The 20,435-nt window shown below is 73.5% G+C and carries 17 protein-coding genes; 6 read left to right on the top strand and 11 right to left on the bottom strand.

What is annotated here, in order from left to right; translation table 11 throughout:
* The first annotated feature begins 64 nt into the window (after positions 1-64).
* Both OG514_RS35210 and OG514_RS35205 read left to right on the top strand, forming a co-directional pair.
* A complete protein-coding gene (locus OG514_RS35210) occupies positions 65-1,999 on the top strand; it encodes an NAD(P)-binding protein (RefSeq protein ID WP_266902295.1) in 1,935 nt (644 codons plus the stop codon).
* 240 nt (positions 2,000-2,239) lie between these two features.
* The gene (locus tag OG514_RS35205; RefSeq protein WP_266901728.1) at positions 2,240-3,493 is read left to right on the top strand and encodes a cytochrome P450; all 1,254 of its coding nucleotides are present in this window, start codon (positions 2,240-2,242) and stop codon (positions 3,491-3,493) included.
* 30 nt (positions 3,494-3,523) lie between these two features.
* On the opposite strand, the gene OG514_RS35200 is transcribed toward OG514_RS35205, so the two are convergent.
* The 5 genes from OG514_RS35200 to OG514_RS35180 form a co-directional block, all read right to left on the bottom strand.
* The gene (locus tag OG514_RS35200) at positions 3,524-3,772 is read right to left on the bottom strand and encodes a hypothetical protein (protein ID WP_266901726.1); all 249 of its coding nucleotides are present in this window, start codon (positions 3,770-3,772) and stop codon (positions 3,524-3,526) included.
* A 269-nt stretch (positions 3,773-4,041) separates the two neighbouring features.
* Positions 4,042-4,518: an NUDIX domain-containing protein gene (locus OG514_RS35195; RefSeq protein ID WP_266901724.1), complete on the bottom strand. Its 477-nt coding sequence runs from the start codon at positions 4,516-4,518 to the stop codon at positions 4,042-4,044.
* Positions 4,519-4,612: 94 nt separating this feature from the next.
* Positions 4,613-5,824, bottom strand: coding sequence for an FAD-dependent oxidoreductase (locus tag OG514_RS35190; protein WP_266901722.1), 1,212 nt, complete (start codon positions 5,822-5,824; stop codon positions 4,613-4,615).
* Positions 5,821-7,239, bottom strand: a complete 1,419-nt coding sequence (locus OG514_RS35185; protein ID WP_266901720.1) for an FAD-dependent oxidoreductase — start codon at positions 7,237-7,239, stop codon at positions 5,821-5,823. Before OG514_RS35185 ends, OG514_RS35190 begins: the two co-directional genes overlap by 4 nt.
* On the bottom strand, positions 7,236-8,774 hold the full coding sequence (locus OG514_RS35180) for an FGGY family carbohydrate kinase (RefSeq protein ID WP_266901718.1): 1,539 nt from the start codon (positions 8,772-8,774) through the stop codon (positions 7,236-7,238). The genes OG514_RS35185 and OG514_RS35180 overlap by 4 nt, the downstream gene beginning before the upstream one ends.
* Before the next feature lie 302 nt (positions 8,775-9,076).
* Here OG514_RS35180 and OG514_RS35175 point away from each other — a divergent pair, with 302 nt between their 5' ends.
* The gene (locus OG514_RS35175) at positions 9,077-10,051 is read left to right on the top strand and encodes a hypothetical protein (protein ID WP_266901716.1); all 975 of its coding nucleotides are present in this window, start codon (positions 9,077-9,079) and stop codon (positions 10,049-10,051) included.
* Between the two features lie 101 nt (positions 10,052-10,152).
* On the top strand, positions 10,153-11,691 hold the full coding sequence (locus OG514_RS35170) for an amino acid permease (RefSeq protein ID WP_266901714.1): 1,539 nt from the start codon (positions 10,153-10,155) through the stop codon (positions 11,689-11,691).
* A 130-nt stretch (positions 11,692-11,821) separates the two neighbouring features.
* On the opposite strand, the gene OG514_RS35165 is transcribed toward OG514_RS35170, so the two are convergent.
* A complete protein-coding gene (locus tag OG514_RS35165; RefSeq protein WP_266901712.1) occupies positions 11,822-12,583 on the bottom strand; it encodes a GntR family transcriptional regulator in 762 nt (253 codons plus the stop codon).
* Positions 12,584-12,767: 184 nt separating this feature from the next.
* Between OG514_RS35165 and OG514_RS35160 the strand changes: the two genes are divergently transcribed.
* Positions 12,768-14,108 (top strand): DUF2252 domain-containing protein, encoded by a 1,341-nt coding sequence (locus tag OG514_RS35160; RefSeq protein ID WP_266901710.1) that lies wholly within the window; start codon positions 12,768-12,770, stop codon positions 14,106-14,108.
* 99 nt (positions 14,109-14,207) lie between these two features.
* Here OG514_RS35160 and OG514_RS35155 read toward each other — a convergent pair whose 3' ends face one another.
* Entirely contained in the window at positions 14,208-15,605 is a 1,398-nt protein-coding gene (locus tag OG514_RS35155; protein WP_266901708.1) for an NAD(P)/FAD-dependent oxidoreductase, read from the bottom strand.
* Between the two features lie 221 nt (positions 15,606-15,826).
* Between OG514_RS35155 and OG514_RS35150 the strand changes: the two genes are divergently transcribed.
* On the top strand, positions 15,827-16,042 hold the full coding sequence (locus OG514_RS35150; RefSeq protein WP_266901706.1) for a hypothetical protein: 216 nt from the start codon (positions 15,827-15,829) through the stop codon (positions 16,040-16,042).
* Between the two features lie 18 nt (positions 16,043-16,060).
* Here the strand turns inward: OG514_RS35150 and OG514_RS35145 are convergent, their stop codons facing one another.
* The 4 genes from OG514_RS35145 to cbiQ all read right to left on the bottom strand — a co-directional run bounded on the left by OG514_RS35145 (position 16,061) and on the right by cbiQ (position 20,432).
* On the bottom strand, positions 16,061-16,597 hold the full coding sequence (locus OG514_RS35145) for a PadR family transcriptional regulator (RefSeq protein ID WP_266901704.1): 537 nt from the start codon (positions 16,595-16,597) through the stop codon (positions 16,061-16,063).
* A 32-nt stretch (positions 16,598-16,629) separates the two neighbouring features.
* Complete coding sequence (locus OG514_RS35140; RefSeq protein WP_266901702.1) at positions 16,630-18,645, bottom strand: NADPH-dependent 2,4-dienoyl-CoA reductase; 2,016 nt, start codon at positions 18,643-18,645, stop codon at positions 16,630-16,632.
* A 162-nt stretch (positions 18,646-18,807) separates the two neighbouring features.
* Positions 18,808-19,686, bottom strand: a complete 879-nt coding sequence (locus tag OG514_RS35135) for an ATP-binding cassette domain-containing protein (protein ID WP_266901700.1) — start codon at positions 19,684-19,686, stop codon at positions 18,808-18,810.
* Positions 19,683-20,432 carry a cobalt ECF transporter T component CbiQ gene (gene cbiQ / locus OG514_RS35130; RefSeq protein ID WP_266901698.1) on the bottom strand — a complete coding sequence of 250 codons (750 nt, stop codon included), beginning with the start codon at positions 20,430-20,432 and terminating at the stop codon, positions 19,683-19,685. Before cbiQ ends, OG514_RS35135 begins: the two co-directional genes overlap by 4 nt.
* Between the last annotated feature and the right edge of the window lie 3 nt (positions 20,433-20,435).

Below are 20,435 nucleotides of genomic sequence, written 5' to 3'. Positions count from 1 at the left end.
CGGCCCCTTCGGCGCGCCCGCCTTCCGGACCGATCGGCAGCCGCGCCGGACGCCCGCCGGGCACATGATCGTCTGCGGGGACGACGCCCTCGCCCACCGTCTCGCGGGCGAGCTCCACGAGGTGTACGGCGAGCAGGTCACCCTCCTCGTGCCGGTACGACCCGACGCACCGCGCACACCCAGCGCCCGCGCCGGCCGGGCGCTCGCCCTCTTCGGACGGGTCACGGCCGCCGTCACCCGCACCACCGGCACCACCGCCCCGCCCGCCCCGGCGGCGACCGGCGCGGACGGCGGTGATCCCACCGGCACCCTGCGGGTCGTCGAGTCGGCCGAGGCCGACGACCGGGCGCTGACCGACGCCGGGGTCGAGCGGGCCGCCGCGCTCGCCCTCGTCCACGAGGACGACGAGACCAACATCCGGGCCGCGCTCACCGCCCGCCGCCTCAACCCCCGGCTGCGCCTCGTCATCCGGCTCTACAACCGCAAGCTGGGGCAACACCTCGAAACCCTCCTCGACCAGGCCGCCGCCGTCGCCGAACCGGGCCTCGACCCCGAGAAGCTCGACGCCGCCACCACGGTCCTCTCCGACGTCGACACCGCCGCTCCCGGTCTCGCCGCGGCCGCCGTCGCGGGCACCAGCAAGGTGGTCCAGGCAGGGGGACTGCTGCTGCACGCCGTGGAGCGCCTGCCGGCCGCCGGAGAGGCCCCCGACCCCGGCCTGTGCACGCTCGCCCTGCTCTCCGCCACAGCCCGCGACCCGGCCGGCTGCGAGGGCTCCGAACGCAGCGGCGACGCGGGTCCCCGACTGCTGCCCGACGACCGGACGGTGGCCGCCGCCATCGGCCGCGCCGCCGTCACCCTCGAAGCGGTCACCCCGGCGGGCCCCGTCCTGACCTCCGCCCGCCTCGCCGCCTCCGCCCTGCCCGTCGCCTCCCTCTTCTCGCGTCGCCTGCGCTGGTCCCTGGCGGGTGCGGCGGCCGCCGTCCTCGCGCTCGCCCTGGCGTCCACCTTCACCACCGGCGACCACCCGCTGCACGCCGCCTATCTGACGCTGCTCGACATCTTCGCCATCGGCGACCCGGCGGTGGGGGAGTCGACCAGCCGTCAGGTCCTCCAGATCCTCGCCGGGTTCGTCGGGCTTCTCCTGCTGCCGGTGATCGTCGCCGCTCTCATCGAGGGCCTCGGCACCTTCCGTACGGCGACCACCCTGAGACGTCCGCCGCGTGGACTTTCCGGGCACGTCGTCCTCCTCGGCCTCGGCAAGGTCGGCACCCGCGTCCTCGCCCGGCTGCGCAGGCTGAACATCCCCGTGGTCTGCGTCGAATCCGACCCGGAGGCCCGCGGCATCGCCGTCGCGAGACGGCTGCGCGTGCCCACCGTCATCGGCGACGTCACGGAGGAGGGCGTCCTGGAGGCCGCCCGCATCGACCGCGCCCATGCCCTGCTCGCCCTGACCAGCGTCGACATCACCAACCTGGAGGCCGCGCTCTCCGCCCGCGCCGTCACCCCGGACCTGCGGGTCGTCCTGCGTCTGTACGACGACGACTTCGCCACGGCCGTCTTCCGCACCCTCCGCACCGCCCACCCCGCGGCCCTCACCCGCAGCCGCAGCGTCTCCCACCTCGCCGCCCCCGCCTTCGCCGGCGCGATGCTGGGCCGTCAGGTGCTCGGCGCCGTGCCGGTCGAGCGCCGGGTCCTCCTCTTCGCCGCCGTGGACGTCGCGGACCACCCGCTCCTCGACGGACGCACCGTGGCCGAGGCCTTCCACCCGGGCAAGTGGCGGGTCATCGCCCTGGACCGAAGCGGCATGTACTCCGGCCCGGCGGGCCGGGACCCGCTATGGCGCCTGGACCCCGCCCGAGTCCTGGAACCGGCCGACCGGGTCGTGGTGGCCGCAACCCGCCGAGGCCTGGCCGAACTCCTCGGGCGAGGCGGACGGGCCGCCGAGACGGGAGACGGCGATGTGCCGCTCAACCCGCCACGAACAGACCGTGGTTGACCGTAGGATCTGACCCCGCACGCGACGACCCCCGCACCCCGCCGGGTGGGCAATCGTCCCGCAGGGCGGTGGGGGTCGCCCCGGACGGAGTCCCGGGGAGGGTGGCCCACGGGACGGCGCCCGGCCGGGCGCCTCCGGTACGTGCCCCGCACCCTGTGGGGCCCGCACTCTCATGGCCCCGCACCACCAGGATCCGTACCGTCCCGCCCCGCACGGGCCCCGCAGTCAGGAGTTCCGCCAGTGAACACACCACACGACGACGCCGCCCGCGGCCGTAGGCCCCACCGCATCGACCCGTCCGGCGGCTGCCCCCACGCCGAGAACGCCCGCCTGCTCGCCGAAGGCGCCGTCGCTCCCGTGATCCTCCCCGGCGAGATCGAGGGCATGGCGGTACTCGGCCACGACGCCCTTCGTGACTTCCTCTCCCACCCCGACGTCGCCAAGAGCCCCCAGCACTTCACCGCGCTCACCGAGGGCCGCATACCCGAAGGCTGGCCGCTGCGGACCTTCGCCACCGTGCCCGGCATGACGACCTCGGACGGCGCCGACCACCGCCGTCTGCGCACCCTGGTGAGCAGCGCCTTCACCGCCCGCCGGGTCGAGGAACTCCGCCCGCGTGTCGAGACCGTCACCGCCGGGCTCCTCGACGGACTCGCCGAGGCGGCCGGGACCGGCGACGGCGTCGCCGACCTGCGCCGTCACTACGCGCTGCCGCTGCCACTCGGCGTCATCTGCGAACTCCTCGGTGTCGAGGCCGCCCACCAGGACCGGCTGCACCATCTCTCCGGCCTGATCGTCGCGACCGACACGGAGCCCGCGCGGGCCGTCGCCGCGAACCGCGAAGTCCTCGCACTCCTCGCCTCCATCGCCGGTGAGAAGGCCGCCGCTCCCGGCGACGACCTCACCAGCGCCCTGATCGCCGCCCGGGACGAGGACGGCGACCGGCTGAGCGAGCCCGAGCTGATCGGCACCCTGCTCCTGCTGCTCATCGCGGGCCACGAGACCACCATGAACCTGGTGACCAACGCGGTACGGGCGCTCTGCACCCACCGCGACCAACTCGCCCTGGTCACCGAGGGCCGCGCGACCTGGTCGGACGTGGTGGAGGAGACCCTCCGCTGGAACAGCCCGGTCAGCTACTTCCCGTTCCGCTATGCCACCCGCGACCTCACCGTCGACGGCACCCTCATCCCGCAGGGCACCCCCGTCCTGGCCGGATACTCGGCGGCGGGCCGGGACACGAAGGCCCACGGCCCGGACGCCGACCGCTTCGACCTCACGCGTACGACGACGGTGAAGCACCTCTCGCTCGGCCACGGCCCCCACTACTGCCTGGGCGCCCCGCTCGCCCGGATGGAGGCGGCCATCGCTCTGGAGGCACTCTTCACCCGCTTCCCGGACCTGGACCTGGCGGTTCCGGAGTCCGAGCTGCACCGCCACGCCGGCTTCGTCGGCAACAGCGTCAGGGCGCTCCCGGTCCGGCCGGGCGGCTGACGGTCCCAGGGATTGTCTCGGGCGGGCCCCTCACCCGGCCCGTCCCCAGGCGGTCGCGGGGGAGGAGCGCAGGGAGGAGACGAGGCTCAGCAGCCGGGCCTCGTTCCCCGCGAGGCCCGCGGCGCGGAGCGCCTCGTCCGCCTCGGCCATCGGATGGGTGAGCATCACCCCCGCATACGGGGCGAGCTGTGGATCGGTCAGCACGGCCTGGGTGGATTCGAGCAACCTCAGGTACGCCTGGGCGGCCGCGCGCTCGCTGGCGGTGATCGTGGTGGTCATGTCGGGCTCCCTCTCGACAGTTCGGCGCTCACCACTCTGTCGTACGGGTCTGACAACGACGCTCGTAGCCGCCCCGGCGGCGTCAACGCAGCCTGCCGCCCTTGGTGAAGGACCGGGCCGACGCCGTCGTGGCGGCACCGAGACAGCCGCCGAGCCCGGTCCATCGTGCCTTCGTGTGATCCATGCTGCTCCCCCGTCACACGGCGCGCGTTCTCGCTCACGAACCACGACGGGCGACAGAGGGATTGCGGGGCGGGCGTCGGGCGTCCTCAGGTCTGTCCGTCGAGCCGTTCCGCCAGCCGTTCCAGGAAGACCCGCTGACCCTCCACGAGCAGCGGAGCAGCCGCCTCCGGGGAGAACCAGCCCACCCGGTCGATCTCCGGGAACTCCCCCTGGACCCCGGACCGGGGCGGCCATTCCATGGTGAAGGTGCCCGGCACGACCTCGGCCGGGTCGAGCGTGCCCTCCACGGCCCAGATGGTGACGAGCTTTCCGTTGCGCTGCCGGGACTCCCCGAGGCCCCACCACTCGCCCTCGGGGGCCGGAAGGCCCAGCTCCTCCAGGAACTCGCGGCTCGCCGCCGCCTCCGGTGCCTCGTCCGGCTCGTACTCCCCCTTGGGGATCGACCAGGCCGCCACCTCGCGGGACGCCCAGAAGGGCCCGCCCATATGACCGATGAGAACCTCGACGCCACCGTCCGTCGTACGGCGGAAGACCAGAAGACCCGCACTGCGCTTGTCCGACATGTGGGTCAGTCTGGCCGAAGGGCCGAGCAGTCGCAGCCGCGCACGCGGTCACCGCGGTCGCACACGCCGTGCCCGCACGCCCCCGCCGCGCGCGTCACTCCTCGGCGGCCACCACCACCGGGCCGCCCGCGAGGTCCACCCCTTCCGTCCAGGACGGCCCCAGCCGCACCGAACGCCAAGGAACGAGCGAGCCGCTCACCCTCTCCCGACGCAGCGGGGCGCCGTCCTGGGTGACGGTCAGGACCGGTCGCACGAGCCGGCGCTCCGACCGTAAGAGCAGGGGAGCGGCCACCGGACCGAGGAGACCGGGCGTCACCCACCTCAGCGGCTCCGCCGCCCGCACCGGCACTCCACCGTCGGGCCAGGGGTGACCGGCGAGCAGATCGAGTACGGCCGCTGCCGCCGCCCGCCCCTCGGCGGCGGCCACCACCGCCGGCTCCACCCCGCGCAGAAGGTTGCCCACCGCGAAGACCCCGGGTACGGCGGTGCGGAAGGCGCAGTCCGTCGCGGGGCCCCGGGTGCCCGGAGCGAGCGGCAACCCGCCGGCGCGGGCGAGTTCGTGGTCCGGGATCCAGTCCCCGGTGAAGACGACGGTGTCGCACCGCAGCGTGTGCCGGTTCGTACGACCGTCCCCGCCCCGGACCGTGACCCCGGTCAGTCGCCCCCGTCCGAGGAGCTCCGTCACGACCGCGCCCGTGAGCACCGGGACGGACCCGAACGCCACGCGTCGTGCCGGGCGTTCGGTGACGACGGCCACCACCTCCACCCCGGCGGCGCGGAGCGTGCGCACGGCGTTGCGGGCCACGGGATCACCACCGACGACCACGGCCCGTCGTCCGATGTGCTCAGGGCGCGCCCCGAACCGTGGGACCAGCCGCTGGAGCTCGCCCGTGGTCAGCACCCCGGCGGGTCGTGATCCCGGGACGAGCCGTGCGCTGCGGGGTCGTTCGCGGGCACCGTTGGCCAGGACGACCGCGCGGGCCCGGATGCGTTCGAGGCCGGTCGGTGCGGTGACGTCGAGGGTCAGCGGCCCCGCCCAGCCGGTGGCCGACACGCCGGTACGGACGGTGGCCCCGGCCCGCACCGCCGCCCGCACCGAGCGGCGTGCGTACGCCGGGCCGTCGAGGGGGCGGCCCCGGGCGTCCCCGCCGAATCCCGGTCGGGCGCAGTGTCGTGGGATGCCGCCGGCGGCCGGCTCCCGCTCCAGGACCTCGACGCGCCCGGCGCCCAGCGCCGCGAGGCGGCCGGCCGCGGCGAGCCCGGCGGGCCCCGCGCCCACCACGAGCACGTCGACCGTGCGGCTCACCGGGCCCCCTCCCCGTACTCCTCGAACAACGCCCGTACCTCCGCGCCGCAGTAGTGGCCCTGGCAGCGGCCGCCACGCGCGCGCGTGCGCCGGCGCAGCCCGTCGAGGCCTCCCGGCGGGATCGTCGAGGTGAGCGCGGCCCGGATCTCGCCCCGGGTGACCCGCTCGCAGTGACAGACGATCGAGCCGAAATCCGGCTCACGGGCGATGAGTCGGGAGTCCCGGTACGGGCGGGGGAAGGCCTCGCCGAGGTTCGGCATGCGGAGCCGGGCGAGCGGCCGTTCGGGCCCCGGGTCGAGCCCGCAGTCGGCGAGCAGCCCGCGGACGTGCTCGGCGATGGCCAGGGAGGCGGTGAGCCCGGTGGAACGGATCCCTCCGACCGTCACGTACCGGAGACCCGGGTGCGCGGCGATGCGGTAGTCCTCCTGCCCGGTGGCGGCCCGCAGACCCGCGTAGACGGCCGTGACCTCCTCGTCGAGCAGTGCGGGGAGGATGCGGCCGCCCTGCTCGCGGAGCCCGGCGAGCCCTTCCGCCGTCGTGCCGGTGGCGGTCTTGTCGTCCAGGTCCTCGGCGGTGGGCCCGAGCATGACGTTCCCGTACACGGTCGGCGCGATGAGCACGCCCTTGCCGAGCGGGCCCGGTACGGGGAGCAGGATGTGCCGGACCAGGTCGCGGGCGAACTTGTCGAAGACCAGCAGCTGGCCCCGGCGCGGAGTGACCGTGAAGTCCTCGCGGCCGACCAGCGCGTCGAAGGCATCGGCGTGGAGTCCGCACGCGTTGACGAGATGGCGGGTCCGCAGCACCCCGCGCCGCGTGACGAGAAGGTGGTACGGATCTCCCGGACGGACCTTCTCCACACGGCAGTTGAGATGCAGCTCGACCCCGGAGCGGACGGCCTGCGTGGCGTACGCGAGGGTGGTCGTCCACGGGCAGATCACCGACTCGCCCGGAACTTCGAGCGCGGCAAGAGACCCGGGTCCCAAGTGCGGCTCTCGCACTCGTAGTTCGGCGGCCGTGAGCAGTCGGGTCGTGTGATGTCCGTTGCGTTCGGCCTTCTCCGCGAGGCGGGGGAGGGCGGCGCGCTGCTCCTCGTCCCAGGCGACGAGGAGAGCGCCGAGCGGCTCCACGGGAATGCCGGTCTCCTGCGCGTACGAGGACAGCAGCCGGTACCCCTCGCGCACGAGCCGCGCTTCCAGGGTGCCGGGCAAGGCGTCGAAACCGGTGTGCAGGATGGCGGTGTTGGCCTTCGACGTACCGTCGCCGACGTCGTTCGCGGCCTCCACGAGCGCGACGCGCAGGGGGTGGCGGGCCAGTGCCCGGGCGATGGCCGAGCCGACGACCCCGGCACCGACGACCACGACGTCGTACACCGCGTCGGGGTCCCCGGGGAGGGGCCCGGTGCGGGTGACGGTCACGTGGAGCCGGACCCGGAGCCGGACCGGGACCCGGAGGGAGAGCCGGTCGCGGATCCGGAGGGGGAGCCGGTCTCCGTGCCGAAGCCGCCACCGTGGCCGCCCGCCCGCTCCACCAGGGCCGACACCTCGCCACGGAACCGCGCCAGGCGCTCGCCCGCCTCGTCGCCCGAGATGCGGGGCTCGTAGACGGCCGACGGCTTCCACTCCGGTACCGCCTCGCGGAGCGTGAGGCCGGGGTCATGTCCGAGCCGGGCGACCGCGCCCACCCCGAGCGCGGTGGCGTCGGGCAACGAGGACACCTCGACCGGGAGTTGGAGTAGATCCGCCTGGGTCTGCATGAGCAGAGCGGACCGCGTGAGCCCGCCGTCGGCACGCAGGGAGGTCAGCGGTGCGCCCCGGTCCGACGCGACGGCCGCGGCGAGCTCGACGACCTGCGCGGCGATGCCCTCGCACAGGGCGCGGACCAGGTGGCCCGGCGTGGTGTCGAGGCCGAGGCCGGTGAGCGAGCCGCGGACGTCTCCCCGCCACCAGGGCGCGGCGAGCCCCGCGAGCGCGGGTACGAAGGTGACCCCGCCGGTGTCCGGGACCCCGCCGCCCACCGGGTCGATCTCCTCCGCGCCGCCGATGACGCCGAGGTCGGTGAGCCAGCGCACGGCCGAGGCGACGGTGTACACCTGGCCGTCCAGACAGTGGGCGACCTGCCCGCCGAGCCGCCAGGCGACACAGCTGACCAGGCCCGAGGAGGCGCGCCGGGGTTCGGCGCCGGTCTGCGCGAGGAGGAAGGCCCCGGTGCCGTACGTGCACTTGGCGGCGGCCGGGTCGTCGGCGCTCTGGGTGAGCAGCGCGGCCTGTTGGTCCACGAGGAGGCCGGTGAGCGGAAGCGGCGGGCCGAAGGCCGTGGTGGTGCCGACGGGGGTGTCGCAGTCCACGACCCGGGGGAGCCGTTCGCCGCCCAGGCCGTACAGGTCGAGGGCGGTCTCCGACCAGGCGACCGTGTCGAGGTCGAGGAGTCCGGTGCGTCCGGCGGTCGCCGCGTCGGTGACGAAGGCACCGGTGAGCCGGTGCACGAGCCAGGCGTCGCTGGTGGTGACGACACCGGCGCCGGTGGCGTGGCGGCGGATCCAGGCCATCTTCGGCGCGGCGAAGTAGGGGTCGAGGGGAAGCCCGGTGAGTTGCCTCAACTGCTCGGCGTGGGCGTCGAGTTCGGAGCAGAGGGGGGCCGATCGGCGGTCCTGCCAGACCAGGGCGTCGGTGAGCGGCTCGCCGGTGGCGGGGTCCCAGGCGAGGACGGTCTCCCCCTGGTTGGCGAGGCCCACGGCGACGACCGGCGTGCCGGCCTCGGCGAGTGCCGCGCGCCCGGCGGCGACCACGGAGTCGTACAGCTCACGAGGGTCGACCTCGACCAGTCCGCCCGGCAGATAGCGGGGCCGGACCGGGGCCGTACCGCTGCCGACGACTCCGCGTTCGGGGCAGAGGACGAGGGCTTTGGTGCCCGAGGTGCCCTGGTCGACGGCGAGTACCGGGCCGCCCGTCATCGTGCGCTCCTGTCCGGTGGACGTTCGGTGATCGTCCGGTCACCGAAAAGGGCCAGGGTGCCGTCGCGGCGGCCCTTCGTCAAGCCTCCGCGGATGATCACGTCAGGTCCGATGGAGGTACCTGACAGTAAGTCAAATTCAGTCGTTGGCTTGATAATTACTGTCACAAGAGAAAGTGGACCGGTCGGGTCCAGAGCCCTCTATAGTGATCGCCGATCAACGGCCGGGACGCCCGCCGGGGGACTGACCACCCCCTCCATCCACCGAGGACCCATGTCATCCACACCACGCCCCACCCCCTGATGGCCGGACACGGCTTCAGACCCGTCTACCACCCCGCGGGCCACGACCACGCCCTGCGCAACGCCGTCCAGGACTTACGCACCGGCCGCTGGGTGGCGATGGCCCGGCTCCTCGACGAGACGGAGGGCTGGGACGGCTGGACCCGCCGCACCCAGGTCCTCGCCGCCGTCGCCGCGGGCACCGACGTCGTCCACATGTGGCGGACCGAACAGCCCGGAAGCCTCGCCGCCACCGTGATGCACAGCCGCGTCACCGTCGAGCGGGCCGTACGCGCCCACCGCGCCGGCCACGCCCGTACCCGGGAACTCTGGCAGGAGGCCTGGAGCGCCTGCCGGGAGGCCGCCGACCTGGCCCCCGACGACCCCGTGCCCTGGGTCGGCCTGATCGCCCTCGCCGCCCTCGACGGCCGCCAGCGCATGGAGGAACACCGGCTGTCCCCGCCGGCCCCCATGCTGCCACCCGGCCCTTGGGGCCTGCTCGCCGAGGCCGAGAAGCGCGACCCGTACAACCGCGAGGCGCACCACCGCATGCTCCAGTTCGTGTACGCCCGGCGCCCCGGACCGCTCTCCGAGGCCGTCAACTACTCGCACTGGGCCGCCTCCTCGGCTCCCGTCGGCTCCGCCCTGCACGTCCTCCCGCTGTACGTGCGCGTCGAGCGCTACCGGCGCGAGCGCGGCCACGAACGGGCCCTCGACCTGCACTGGGTCGCCGAGGACGCCGTACGCGAAGCCCAGCGCGCCCTCGACACGTGGTTCCTCTTCTGTGCCACCGACGAGGCCTCCCTGCTCGACCTCAACCACTTGGCGCACGCCCTCTTCGGGGCCCTCCGCTTCACCGACGCGGCCCGGGTCTTCGAGTCGCTCGGCCCCTACTACACGACCCTTCCCTGGGCGTACCGGACCCCTCACCCGGACGACCGCGTGCTCGCCGAAGAGGTCTTCCTGCGCGCCCGCGCCCGCTGTCTCAGCGGCTGAAGCTCCCTCGTACGTCCCCCTCGCTGCCCCCACTCGATTCATTTCTCCCACCGTTCATTCCCCCCCCCGAACCCGCTCGCCCCCCGTCCCCGGAGGAATCCATGTCGTCCCGCACCGCCCCCGACCCCACCGACGCGATACGCACGCCACCCCCGGCCCAGGACGAGGAGGCGCGGCTGAGAGAACTCGGCTACCAGCCCGTCCTCGCCCGCCGGATGGGAGGCTTCGGCAACTTCGCGATCAGTTTCTCGGTCATCTCCGTCCTCTCCGGATGCATGACCCTGTACGGCTTCGGCATGGGTACCGGCGGCCCCGCCGTCATGCTGTGGGGCTGGGTCGGTGTCGGCCTCTTCGTGCTGTGCGTGGGCCTCGCGCTCGCCGAGGTCACGAGCGCCTATCCGACCTCCGGCGCGCTCTACTACATGGCGGACCGGCTCGGCGGGCGACGCTGGGGCTGGTACACCGGCTGGCTGAATCTGCTCGGTCTGCTCGGCGCCATCGCGGGCATCGACTACGGCGCCGCGCTCTTCACCGGCGCCTTCCTCAACCTCCAGTGGGGCTTCGAACCCACCGCCGGCTCCACCTTCCTGATCTTCCTCGCGATCCTGCTGCTCCACGCCGTCCTGAACCTCTTCGGCGTCCGCCTGGTCAGCGTCCTCAACTCGATCAGCGTCTGGTGGCACCTGGCCGGCGTGGCGATCATCGTCGGAGCCCTCGCGTTCGTCCCCGACCGGCACCAGTCCGTCGACTTCGTGTTCACCGAGTTCGTCAACGACACCGGGTGGGCCAACCCCTTCTACGTCGCCGCGATCGGCCTGCTCCTCGCCCAGTACACCTTCTCCGGCTACGACGCCTCGGCCCACCTCTCCGAGGAGACCTCGAACGCCTCCGTCGCCGCCTCCAAGGGCATCGTCCGGGCCATCTGGGTCTCCTGGCTCGCCGGATTCGCCCTGCTCGCCGGGCTGAGCTTCGCCATCCAGGACTACACCGCCACGCAGAACAGCGCCACCGGCGTCCCGCCCGCCCAGATCTTCCTGGACGCGCTCGGCACAGGCGGCGCCACCGCCCTGCTCCTCGTGGTCATCGTCGCCCAGCTGTTCTGCGGCAACGCCGAGGTGGCCGCCGCCAGCCGCATGGTCTTCGCCTTCAGCCGTGACAACGCCCTGCCGGGCTCGGCGATCTGGCGCAAGGTCAGCGGCCGCACCCAGACACCGGTCCCGGCCGTCTGGCTCGCGGTGGTCGTGGCCGCGGTGCTTGCCCTTCCCTCGCTGTACTCCGCCACCGCCTACGGCGCCGTCACCGCGATCAACGTCATCGGCATCACGCCCGCCTACGCCATCCCGATCTATCTGCGCCTGCGCGCCGGGAACCGCTTCACCCCCGGCCCGTGGAGCCTGGGCCGCTGGAGCAAGCCGATCGGCTGGACCGCGGTCGTCTGGGTGGCGATCGTGACCGTGCTGTTCTGCCTGCCGCAGAAGTCCCCGGTGACCGTCGACACCATGAACTACGCCGTGATCGCGCTGGCAGTCGTGCTCGTCCTGGCCAGCGTCTGGTGGTACGTCGCCCGCCGCTCGTACGGCACGCCGACGGCGTACGGCAACGCCCGCGAGGAGGCGGAGATCGCGGAGGGCATCGTCTGACCGGAGCTACCGGAGAATCCCGACGAGCCCGACGAGCCCGACGAGCCCGACGAGCCCGACGAGCCCGACGAGCCCGACGAGTCGGTGAGGCCGGCTCCTGTCCCCGTGCCGGACAGGAGCCGGCCCACTGTCAGGCGCTGAACTCGTACGTCCAGGCCGCCGACTGGGCCGAGAAGTCGATGTCCGTGATCTCCAGGGCGTGCCCGTGCTGATCGCTCACCACCCGGTGGACGATCAGCCGGGCCGCGCCGCCGGCCGTCGTCGTGGTCGGACCCGGCGGAACGCCGACCGACTCCCGGTGGGTGATGCGCAGCCCCGCCTGGTGCATCCAGTGGTAGAGCAGCCGCAGGTCGGGCTGTTGACGCCGGTCCCGGACCCGCCGGTAGCGGGCCAGTTGGGGGATCTCGGCGAGCGCCGGCCGGGAGAACCACGACACCGCCCGCTGGAGTGCCGCTCCCTGCGGGCCGTGCACCACGTGCCGGTGTACGAGCGTGGGCTCGCCCGGGGTGAGCAGGAGCCGCGGTGCCAGCGGAGTGGGCGCGGGTTCCCAGGTGAGCGTGGCCCGTACCAGCGCCTCTGCCGCGCGGGGGCCGCCGGGGAAGGTCGGCCGGCCGGCGGTCAGGGCCGGGACGACCGGCTCGCCGGCGTCCGCGGATCCGGCGGCGGCGAAGGTGCCGCGTCGGTCGGTGACCACGAGCCTCTCGTCCCGCAGGAGTTGGAGGGCGCTGCGTACCGTCTGCCGGTTGACGTGGTAGCGCTGGGACAGGGATCGTTCCGAAGGGAGTCTGCTGCCGGGGGAGATGCGGCGGTGGGCGAGGTCCTCGCGCAGCGCGGCGGCGACCCGGAGATAGAGCGGCGCGTCTGCCGTCGCCTCGGATTCGGGCTCGGCCATGATCAATCCCTCTCTTCGCTCAGCGTGATTGCCTGGGCCGTGTGGGTGATCAATTTCTATCATTGGTCTAAACCATTTCGCCAGGGCTGCCCGGCAGAGTGGCCGAAAGGAGCGAGGGCCCTTGTAATGAGGTACCAGGTGACGGGGGCGAGACCGCAGCGACGGGAAAGGTGGGCGAGGCCGGATGACGACACCGTCGGAGCGCGCCGCACAGGGCAGGGCGGCCCGCAAGCGAGTCCCCCGCTCCTCGCACGGCCGCTGGATACCCAGCTCCCAGCGCCCCGACCCCATCGACGTGCTGGAACGCGAGTCCGCGGGCCGGCTGCCCGACCTCGTCCCCCTCCGGTACGGCCGGATGTCGGCCTCCCCCTTCGCCTTCCTCCGCGGCGCCGCGGAGGTGATGGCCGCCGACCTCGCCGCCCAGCGCCACACCGGGCTCACCGTCCAGCTCTGCGGCGACGCCCACCTCCTCAATTTCGGGGTCTACGCCTCACCCGAACGGACCCTCCTCTTCGATGTGAACGATTTCGACGAGACGCTCCCCGGACCCTTCGAATGGGACGTGAAGCGGCTCGCCGCCAGCATCACCGTCGCCGCCCTCCAGAACGGCAGCAGCAAGGCCAAGGCCCACCGGGCGGCCCTCGTCGCCACCGAGGCGTACCGGACGGCCATGCGCCGGCTCGCCGGACTCGGCGAGCTCGCCGTCTGGTACGAGCGGATCGCCGCCGATGACCTGGTCCCCCTCGTCCGCCGCGACGACCGGGCCCGCCTCGTGAACCGGCTCGCCGGCGCCCGCCGCCGCACCAGCCTCCAGGTCCTGAACAAGCTCACCGAGACCGACGCCACCGGGGCCCGGCACATCGTCGACGACCCGCCGCTCCTCGAACGGGCCACGGACCTCGACCGGGTCACCTTCGGCAAGATCTTCAACGACTACCGCAGCTCGCTCGCCGAGGAACGCCGTGTCCTCCTCGACCGCTACCGCTTCGTCGACGCGGCGCGAAAGGTCGTCGGCGTCGGCAGCGTCGGCACCCGCTGCTTCGTCCTCCTCCTCGAAGGCCGCGACGACGGAGACCCGCTCATCCTCCAGATCAAGGAGGCCGGGAAGTCCGTCCTGGAGGAGTACCTGCCGGCGAGTACGTACACCCACCAAGGACACCGTGTCGTCTCCGGGCAGCGCCTCACCCAGGCCGCCAGCGACATCTTCCTCGGCTGGATGACCGGCCCCGAGCAACGCCACTTCTACTGGCGCCAGCTGCGCGACATGAAGGGCTCGGCCGAGGTGGAGACCATGTCCCCGGCCCTGCTCCGGGACTACGCCAGGCTCTGCGGCCGCGCCCTGGCCCGCGCCCACGCCCGCTCGGGCGACCGGATCGGAATCGCGGCCTACCTGGGTGGCTCCGACGTCTTCGACCGCGCCGTCGCCGACTTCGCCCTCGCCTACGCGGGCCAGAACGCCGACGACTACGCGGCGCTCGGCGGGGCCATCGCGGCGGGGATGGTGGCGGCGGCGCCGGGGGCCTGAACTGCTCCGCGTCACGGGTGGTGGCCGACTCGCCACGCGCGGGCCGATTCCCGTCCGGGGCGAGGGGCGGCGGCATGTCCACCGCCGCCCCTCGCACCGCTAGGGGGTGCCCGTACGGCGCAGCGGCGGCCCCGAGGGTGTCTCGGCCTCCGGACCGAAGAGCACCGCCCGCGCCACCGACGGAGCGAACAGGCTCGTCAGCGGGGCGGTCAGGGTGAGAGCCGCGCGGAAGGGCCCGCCCACGACCGGGTCGCCCGCGGCCCGCGCCTGCACCCGGCTCAGGTACCAGCCCACAGCCTTGTCCATCGGACCCGGGCGTGCCGCGTCACCGGTCGCCCCGGGCATCTTCTTGTCCGCGCCCGCCGAGATGTCCCAGGCCTGCCGGGAGGCGTCGAGCAGCGCGCGCTGCACGGTGCGGGTGGTCGGGGTGCGCTTGGTGTCAGCGAGCGCCCGGCGCAGTGCGACCGCGCTGAGCGCGGCGACGGCCATGCCCTGCCCGTAGATCGGGTTGAAGGCGCACAGCGCGTCGCCGGTGGCCAGGAATCCGGCAGGGCGGCGCCCCGGACGGTCGTACCGGCGCCGGATGTTGGCGGTCCTGCGGAAGCCGTACACCGGGGAGATGGGCTCGGCCCGCGCGAGCCAGTCGCTGACCACCGGGTGCGGCAGCCGCTTCGCGTACTCCTCGAACGCGCCCTCGTCGGTGGGCGGTTCGTCGCCGCGCAGGCCCGACAGGGTCACCAGGTGGCGCCCGTCGCCGAGGGGCAGCACGACACCGCCGTACACCTGGGCGGGGTTGGGCACGATGTAGTAGCCGGTCGCGTCGGTGCCCGGGACCTCGTCCGGGGAGCGGTAGACGCGGGTGCCGTACGCGAGACCGGTGTCGAGGGTCTCCTCGTGCGGTGCCTCCGCGCCGATGCCCGCGAGCCAGTCGGCGGCCTTCGTGGACCGGCCGGACGCGTCCACCACCAGATCGGCGGTGAGCGTACGGGGCTGTTTGTCGGCCCCCGCGCCGCGCTCCCGCAGCCGTACGCCCCGTACGCGCGAGGAGTCGCCGGTGAGCCCCACCGTCTCGGTGCCCTCGATCAGCTCGATCCGGGGGTCGGCGAGGACGCGCTGCCGCACCAGCCACTCCAGCTGGGGGCGCGAGCCGGTGTAGAAGTGCACGGTCGCGGGCGTGCGGCGGTACCACTTGCCGTTCTGCCACTGGACCATGTCCTCGGGGACACCCACCTTGGGCGCGCCGAGAGCGGTCAACTCGTCCATGAACCCCGGGAGCAGCTCGTCGAGCGCCTGCTGCCCGCCCGCGATCAGGACGTGCAGGTGCCGGCCCTGCGGGACGCCCGGCCGCGGTTCCTGCCCCTCGGGGAGCCGGTCGCGCTCGACGACCGTCACCTTCTCCGCATGCTCGGCCAGCACCCGAGCGGCCAGCAGCCCAGCGAGACTTCCCCCGATGACCACCGCGTGACGTGTCACCCGGCGCCCCAAGTCGTCGGCCATACCCGCCCTTTCGTGTCGTGGAACTCCAACGGTCCAGTATCCACGCAGGTACGGGCCGAGAGGCGCCGCGGCCGTACTGTTTCGGCCGCCCGGGCCCACGGCTAGGGTGAGGCGCATGGCATGCGAACGCCCGAGCGGCCCGACGGGCTTCAGGTAGCCCGCCAGGACATCCCTCGACGCGACAGCGCGGACGGCCTCGCCCGTGCGCGATCCGCCGCACAGTGGCCCTCTACCGATGGCCCCGCTTCAACCGGGACACCGGAGTGGCGGACCGGTCCGCCCAGGAGGAACGCCGGGCGCGTCAGTACCTGCGCAACGGGATCGGCGCGCTCCTGCGCACACTGAACACCCCCGAGGGAGTCCTCGACGCAGAGGCCGCCGACGCCGTCGACATCGCTCCGGCACGCCACCGGCACTCCTCGCTCTGGCTCGCCTAGGGCGCCCCGCCCCGGAGGTCACTCTCTCCCGAGTTCCGCCAGCGCGCCCGTCAGCCACTCCACCCAGAAGCGCTCCATCTCGATCCCGCCCCGCAGGACGAGATGACGCAGCCGGTCGGGTTCCGAGTGGCGGCGTTCGCTCGGGAAGTCGCGGGTCTCGATCGCGAGGTACTCGTCCAACTGCTGCTGGTGCAGCGCGAGATGACGGGTCAGCTCGGCGCGCAGACCCGACGCGCCGACCACCGCGGCCGCCCGCATCCGGAGCAGCAGGGCGGCCCGCATGGGCTTCGGGTCCTCGGACCTCGCCACCCAGGTGCCGAGTGCCTCCCGCCCCGCGGGCAGCACCTCGTACTCCTTGCGCTGCCCCCGTACGGGCACCGGGGCGGGCAGGGCGCGGATGTGCCCCGCCTGCTCCAGCTTGCCCAGCTCGCGGTAGATCTGCTGGTGCGTGGCCGACCAGAAGTAGCCGATCGACTTGTCGAAGCGGCGCGTCAGTTCGAGGCCGGAGGACGGCTTTTCGAGCAGCGCGGTGAGGATCGCGTGCGGGAGGGACATGGACGCATCCTAGAAGTGGTCGGCCACGGTGATCACAGGGTGGCCGCGAGCCGGGTGCCCTGGTCGATGGCCCGCTTGGCGTCCAGCTCGGCGGCCACGTCCGCGCCGCCGATCAGGTGCGCCACGCGGCCCGCCGCCACCAGCTCCTCGAACAGGTCCCGGCGCGGCTCCTGGCCCGCGCAGAGCACCACCGTGTCGACGGGCAGCAGCTGCTGCTCGCCGCCGATGGTGACGTGCAGGCCCTCGTCGTCGATCCGGTCGTACGACACGCCCGCGACCATCGCCACGCCCCGGTGCTTCAGCTCGGTGCGGTGGATCCACCCCGTGGTCTTGCCGAGGCCGGCGCCGACCTTGGACTCCTTGCGCTGGAGCAGGTGCACCTGGCGCGGCGGCGCGCCGCGCTCGGGCGCGCGCAGTCCGCCCCGGTTCTCGTACGAGGTGTCCACGCCCCACTGGCGGAAGTACGTCTCGGGGTCCTGGCTCGCGCCCTCCCCGCCGTCCGTGAGGAACTCCGCGACGTCGAAGCCGATGCCGCCCGCACCGATGATCGCGACCCGCTCGCCGACGGGCGCGCCGTCCCGCAGCACGTCCAGGTAGCTGAGGACGCTCGGGTGGTCCACGCCCGCGATGCCGGGGGTGCGCGGGGAGACGCCGGTGGCGACGACGACCTCGTCGAAGTCGTCCAGGTCGCCCGCGGCGACCGGGGTGTTCAGGCGGACGTCGACCCCACGCTCGGCGAGCTGCACGCGGAAGTAGCGCAGCGTCTCGTCGAACTCCTCCTTGCCGGGGACCTTCTTGGCGATGTTCAGCTGACCGCCGATCTCGGCGCCCGCGTCGAACAGGGTCACGGAGTGGCCGCGCTCGGCCGCCGAGACCGCGCAGGAGAGGCCGGCCGGGCCCGCGCCGACGACGGCGATCCGCTTGGCGCGGCGGGTGGGGGAGAGGACCAGCTCGGTCTCGTGGCAGGCGCGCGGGTTGACCAGGCAGGAGGTGATCTTCAGGTTGAAGGTGTGGTCCAGGCAGGCCTGGTTGCAGCCGATGCAGGTGTTGATCGTGTCGGCCCGGTCGGCCGTGGCCTTGGCGACGAAGTCCGGGTCGGCGAGGAAGGGACGGGCCAGCGAGACCAGGTCGGCGCGGCCGTCGGCGAGGATCTCCTCGGCGACCTCGGGGGTGTTGATGCGGTTGCTGGTGACGAGCGGCACGGAGACCGCGCCCATCAGCTTCTTCGTCACCCAGGTGTAGGCGCCCCGCGGCACGGACGTCGCGATGGTGGGGATGCGTGCCTCGTGCCAGCCGATACCGGTGTTGATGATGGTCGCGCCGGCCGCCTCGATCTCCTTGGCGAGCCGGACGACCTCCTCCAGGGTGGAGCCGCCGGGCACGAGGTCCAGCATGGAGAGGCGGTAGACGAGGATGAAGTCCTCCCCGACGCGCTCGCGGATGCGGCGGACGATCTCCAGCGGGAAGCGGACGCGGTTCTCGTACGAGCCGCCCCAGCGGTCGGTGCGCTGGTTGGTGGCGGCGGCGATGAACTCGTTGATGAGGTAGCCCTCGGAGCCCATGACCTCGACGCCGTCGTACCCGGCCTCCTTGGCCAGCTCGGCGCAGCGGGCGTAGTCCTCGACGGTCTGCTCGACCTCGGCGTCGGTCAGCTCGTTCGGTACGAAGGGGCTGATGGGGGCCTTGATCGCGCTGGGCGCGACGAGGGCGGGGTGGTACGCGTACCGGCCGAAGTGCAGGATCTGCATCGCGATGCGGCCGCCGGCCTCGTGCACGGCGTCGGTGATCAGCCGGTGCTCGGCGACCTCGTCCGTGGTGGTCAGCTTGGCGCCGCCGTCCCAGGGGCGACCGGCGTCGTTGGGCGCGATGCCACCGGTGACGATGAGGCCCACGCCGCCCCGGGCGCGCTCCGCGTAGAAGGCGGCCATGCGCTCGAAGCCGTGCTCGGTCTCTTCGAGGCCGACGTGCATCGACCCCATGATCACCCGGTTGGGCAGGGTGGTGAACCCGAGGTCGAGCGGGCTCAGCAGGTGCGGGTACGGGGTCATGCGGGCGCCTCCTCGCGCAGGAACGTCAGCCACAGTTCTAGGTGACCTCCCCCCCTTTATGCAACTAGTTGCAGAAGATTCGGGACGTGATGTCTACTACTCAGTAGCAAGCGCGTCGGCGGTGAGCGGCGAGCAGGGCGTGGCGCGTGGCCCGTGGCGTCGCTACTCGGCGCCGTGCGGCGCCGCGGCCGCCCCCAGCCAGGCGTCCAGCTCCTCCGGCGTACGCGGCTCCGGGGCATCCGCGGTGAGCAGGCCCCGGGAGCGGAGCAGTCGTGCCACCGCCGTGCCCCAGGGGCGTCGCAGTCTCGCCTCGTCGAGCAGGGCGTCGTCCGCGAGGAGCTCCGCGACCGGGCCGGTCCGCAGGCCCGAAGGGGCGAGCACCGCCGCCTCGTCCGCCCAGCGCAGCGCAAGATCCACGTCGTGCGTGGCCATCAGCACCGTCGTGCCGGACTTCCGCAGCCTCCGGAGCGCGTCGAGCAGCCGCTCCTGCCCGTGCGGGTCGAGGCCCGCCGTCGGCTCGTCCATGATCAGCACCCGGGGACGCATCGCCACCGCACCCGCGATCGCCGCCCGCTTGCGCTGTCCGTACGACAGCAGATGCGTCGGCCGGTCCGCGAGCGCCACGATGTCCAGCGCCTCAAGTGCCTCCCGCACCCGCAGCCGGACCTCCTCCTCGGACAGGCCGAGGTTCATCGGACCGAACGACACGTCCTGGCCGACCGACGCGGCGAACAGCTGGTCGTCCGGGTCCTGCACCACCAGCTGCACGGTGGTCCGCAGCCGGGTCAGTCCCTTCCGGTCGTACGCCACCTCCGCCCCGTCCAGGAGCAGCGACCCGCTCCCGCACCGCAGGCCGCCGCTGAGCAGCCGCAGCAGCGTCGTCTTGCCGCTGCCGTTGCGGCCGAGCAACGCGACCGCCCGCCCCTCGGCAACCGCGAAGTGCACACCGGACAGGACCGCGGGCCCGTCCTCGTAGGCGAAGCCCGCGTTCACCAGCTCCACGACGGGTGTCGGAGGGGGCGGAGGCGTCGAAGACGTCACGGAAGGAACCTTTCCAGTGCGAGGGTGAGGGCGACGAGCCCCGCGAGCAGGGCACCGGACGCGGTCAGGAACCGGCGGGAGATCGCGCACGCGGGCACCAGGACCCGCAGCGTCCCGTCGTACCCGCGTCCCGCGAGCCCCGACTGCAGGCGCTGAGCCCGGTCGAAGGCCCGTACGAACGTGGTCGCGCCGAGGCCCGCGAGGGAACGCCAGGTCGCCGCCCGCGTGGTGTGCCCGAGGCGGGCCGCCTGGGCCTGCCGGATCTTGGACATCGAGTCGAGCAGGAGAAAGATGATCCGGTACATCACGAGCGCCACGTCCACCACCGGCGCCGGGACCCCGGCCCGTACGAGCCGGGGCAGGACGTCCGACACCGGCGTCGTGAACGCGAACAGCAGCACTCCGAGCGACGCCGAGGCGGTCCGCAGCAGCAGTTCGCCCGCCTGCACCGGACCGCCCGGCGCGAGGGCGACGAGCCCCCGGGGGCCACCCACCTCGAAGAGCAGGGGAACCGCGCCCGTGACACAGAACCCGAGCGGGATCCGGAACGCCCGCCACAGCGCCCGGCCCGGCACGCCGGCCGGCCCGAGCAGCACCGTGAGCGTGGCCGTCGCCACGAGAACAGCACCCGGCCACGGCGGCAGGCCCACCGCGCACAACGTCAGACCGAAGCCGAGAAGCGCCTTCTCGGCGGGATGGCGGCGGCGCCAGCGACTGCTGTGCGCCGCCGCGTCGATCGGCAACATCGG

Source organism: Streptomyces sp. NBC_00572 (assembly GCF_026341815.1).
Lineage (GTDB): Bacteria > Actinomycetota > Actinomycetes > Streptomycetales > Streptomycetaceae > Streptomyces.
The sequence above is the reverse complement of the archived record's forward strand: the minus strand, read 5'-3'. Positions and strand labels throughout refer to the sequence as shown.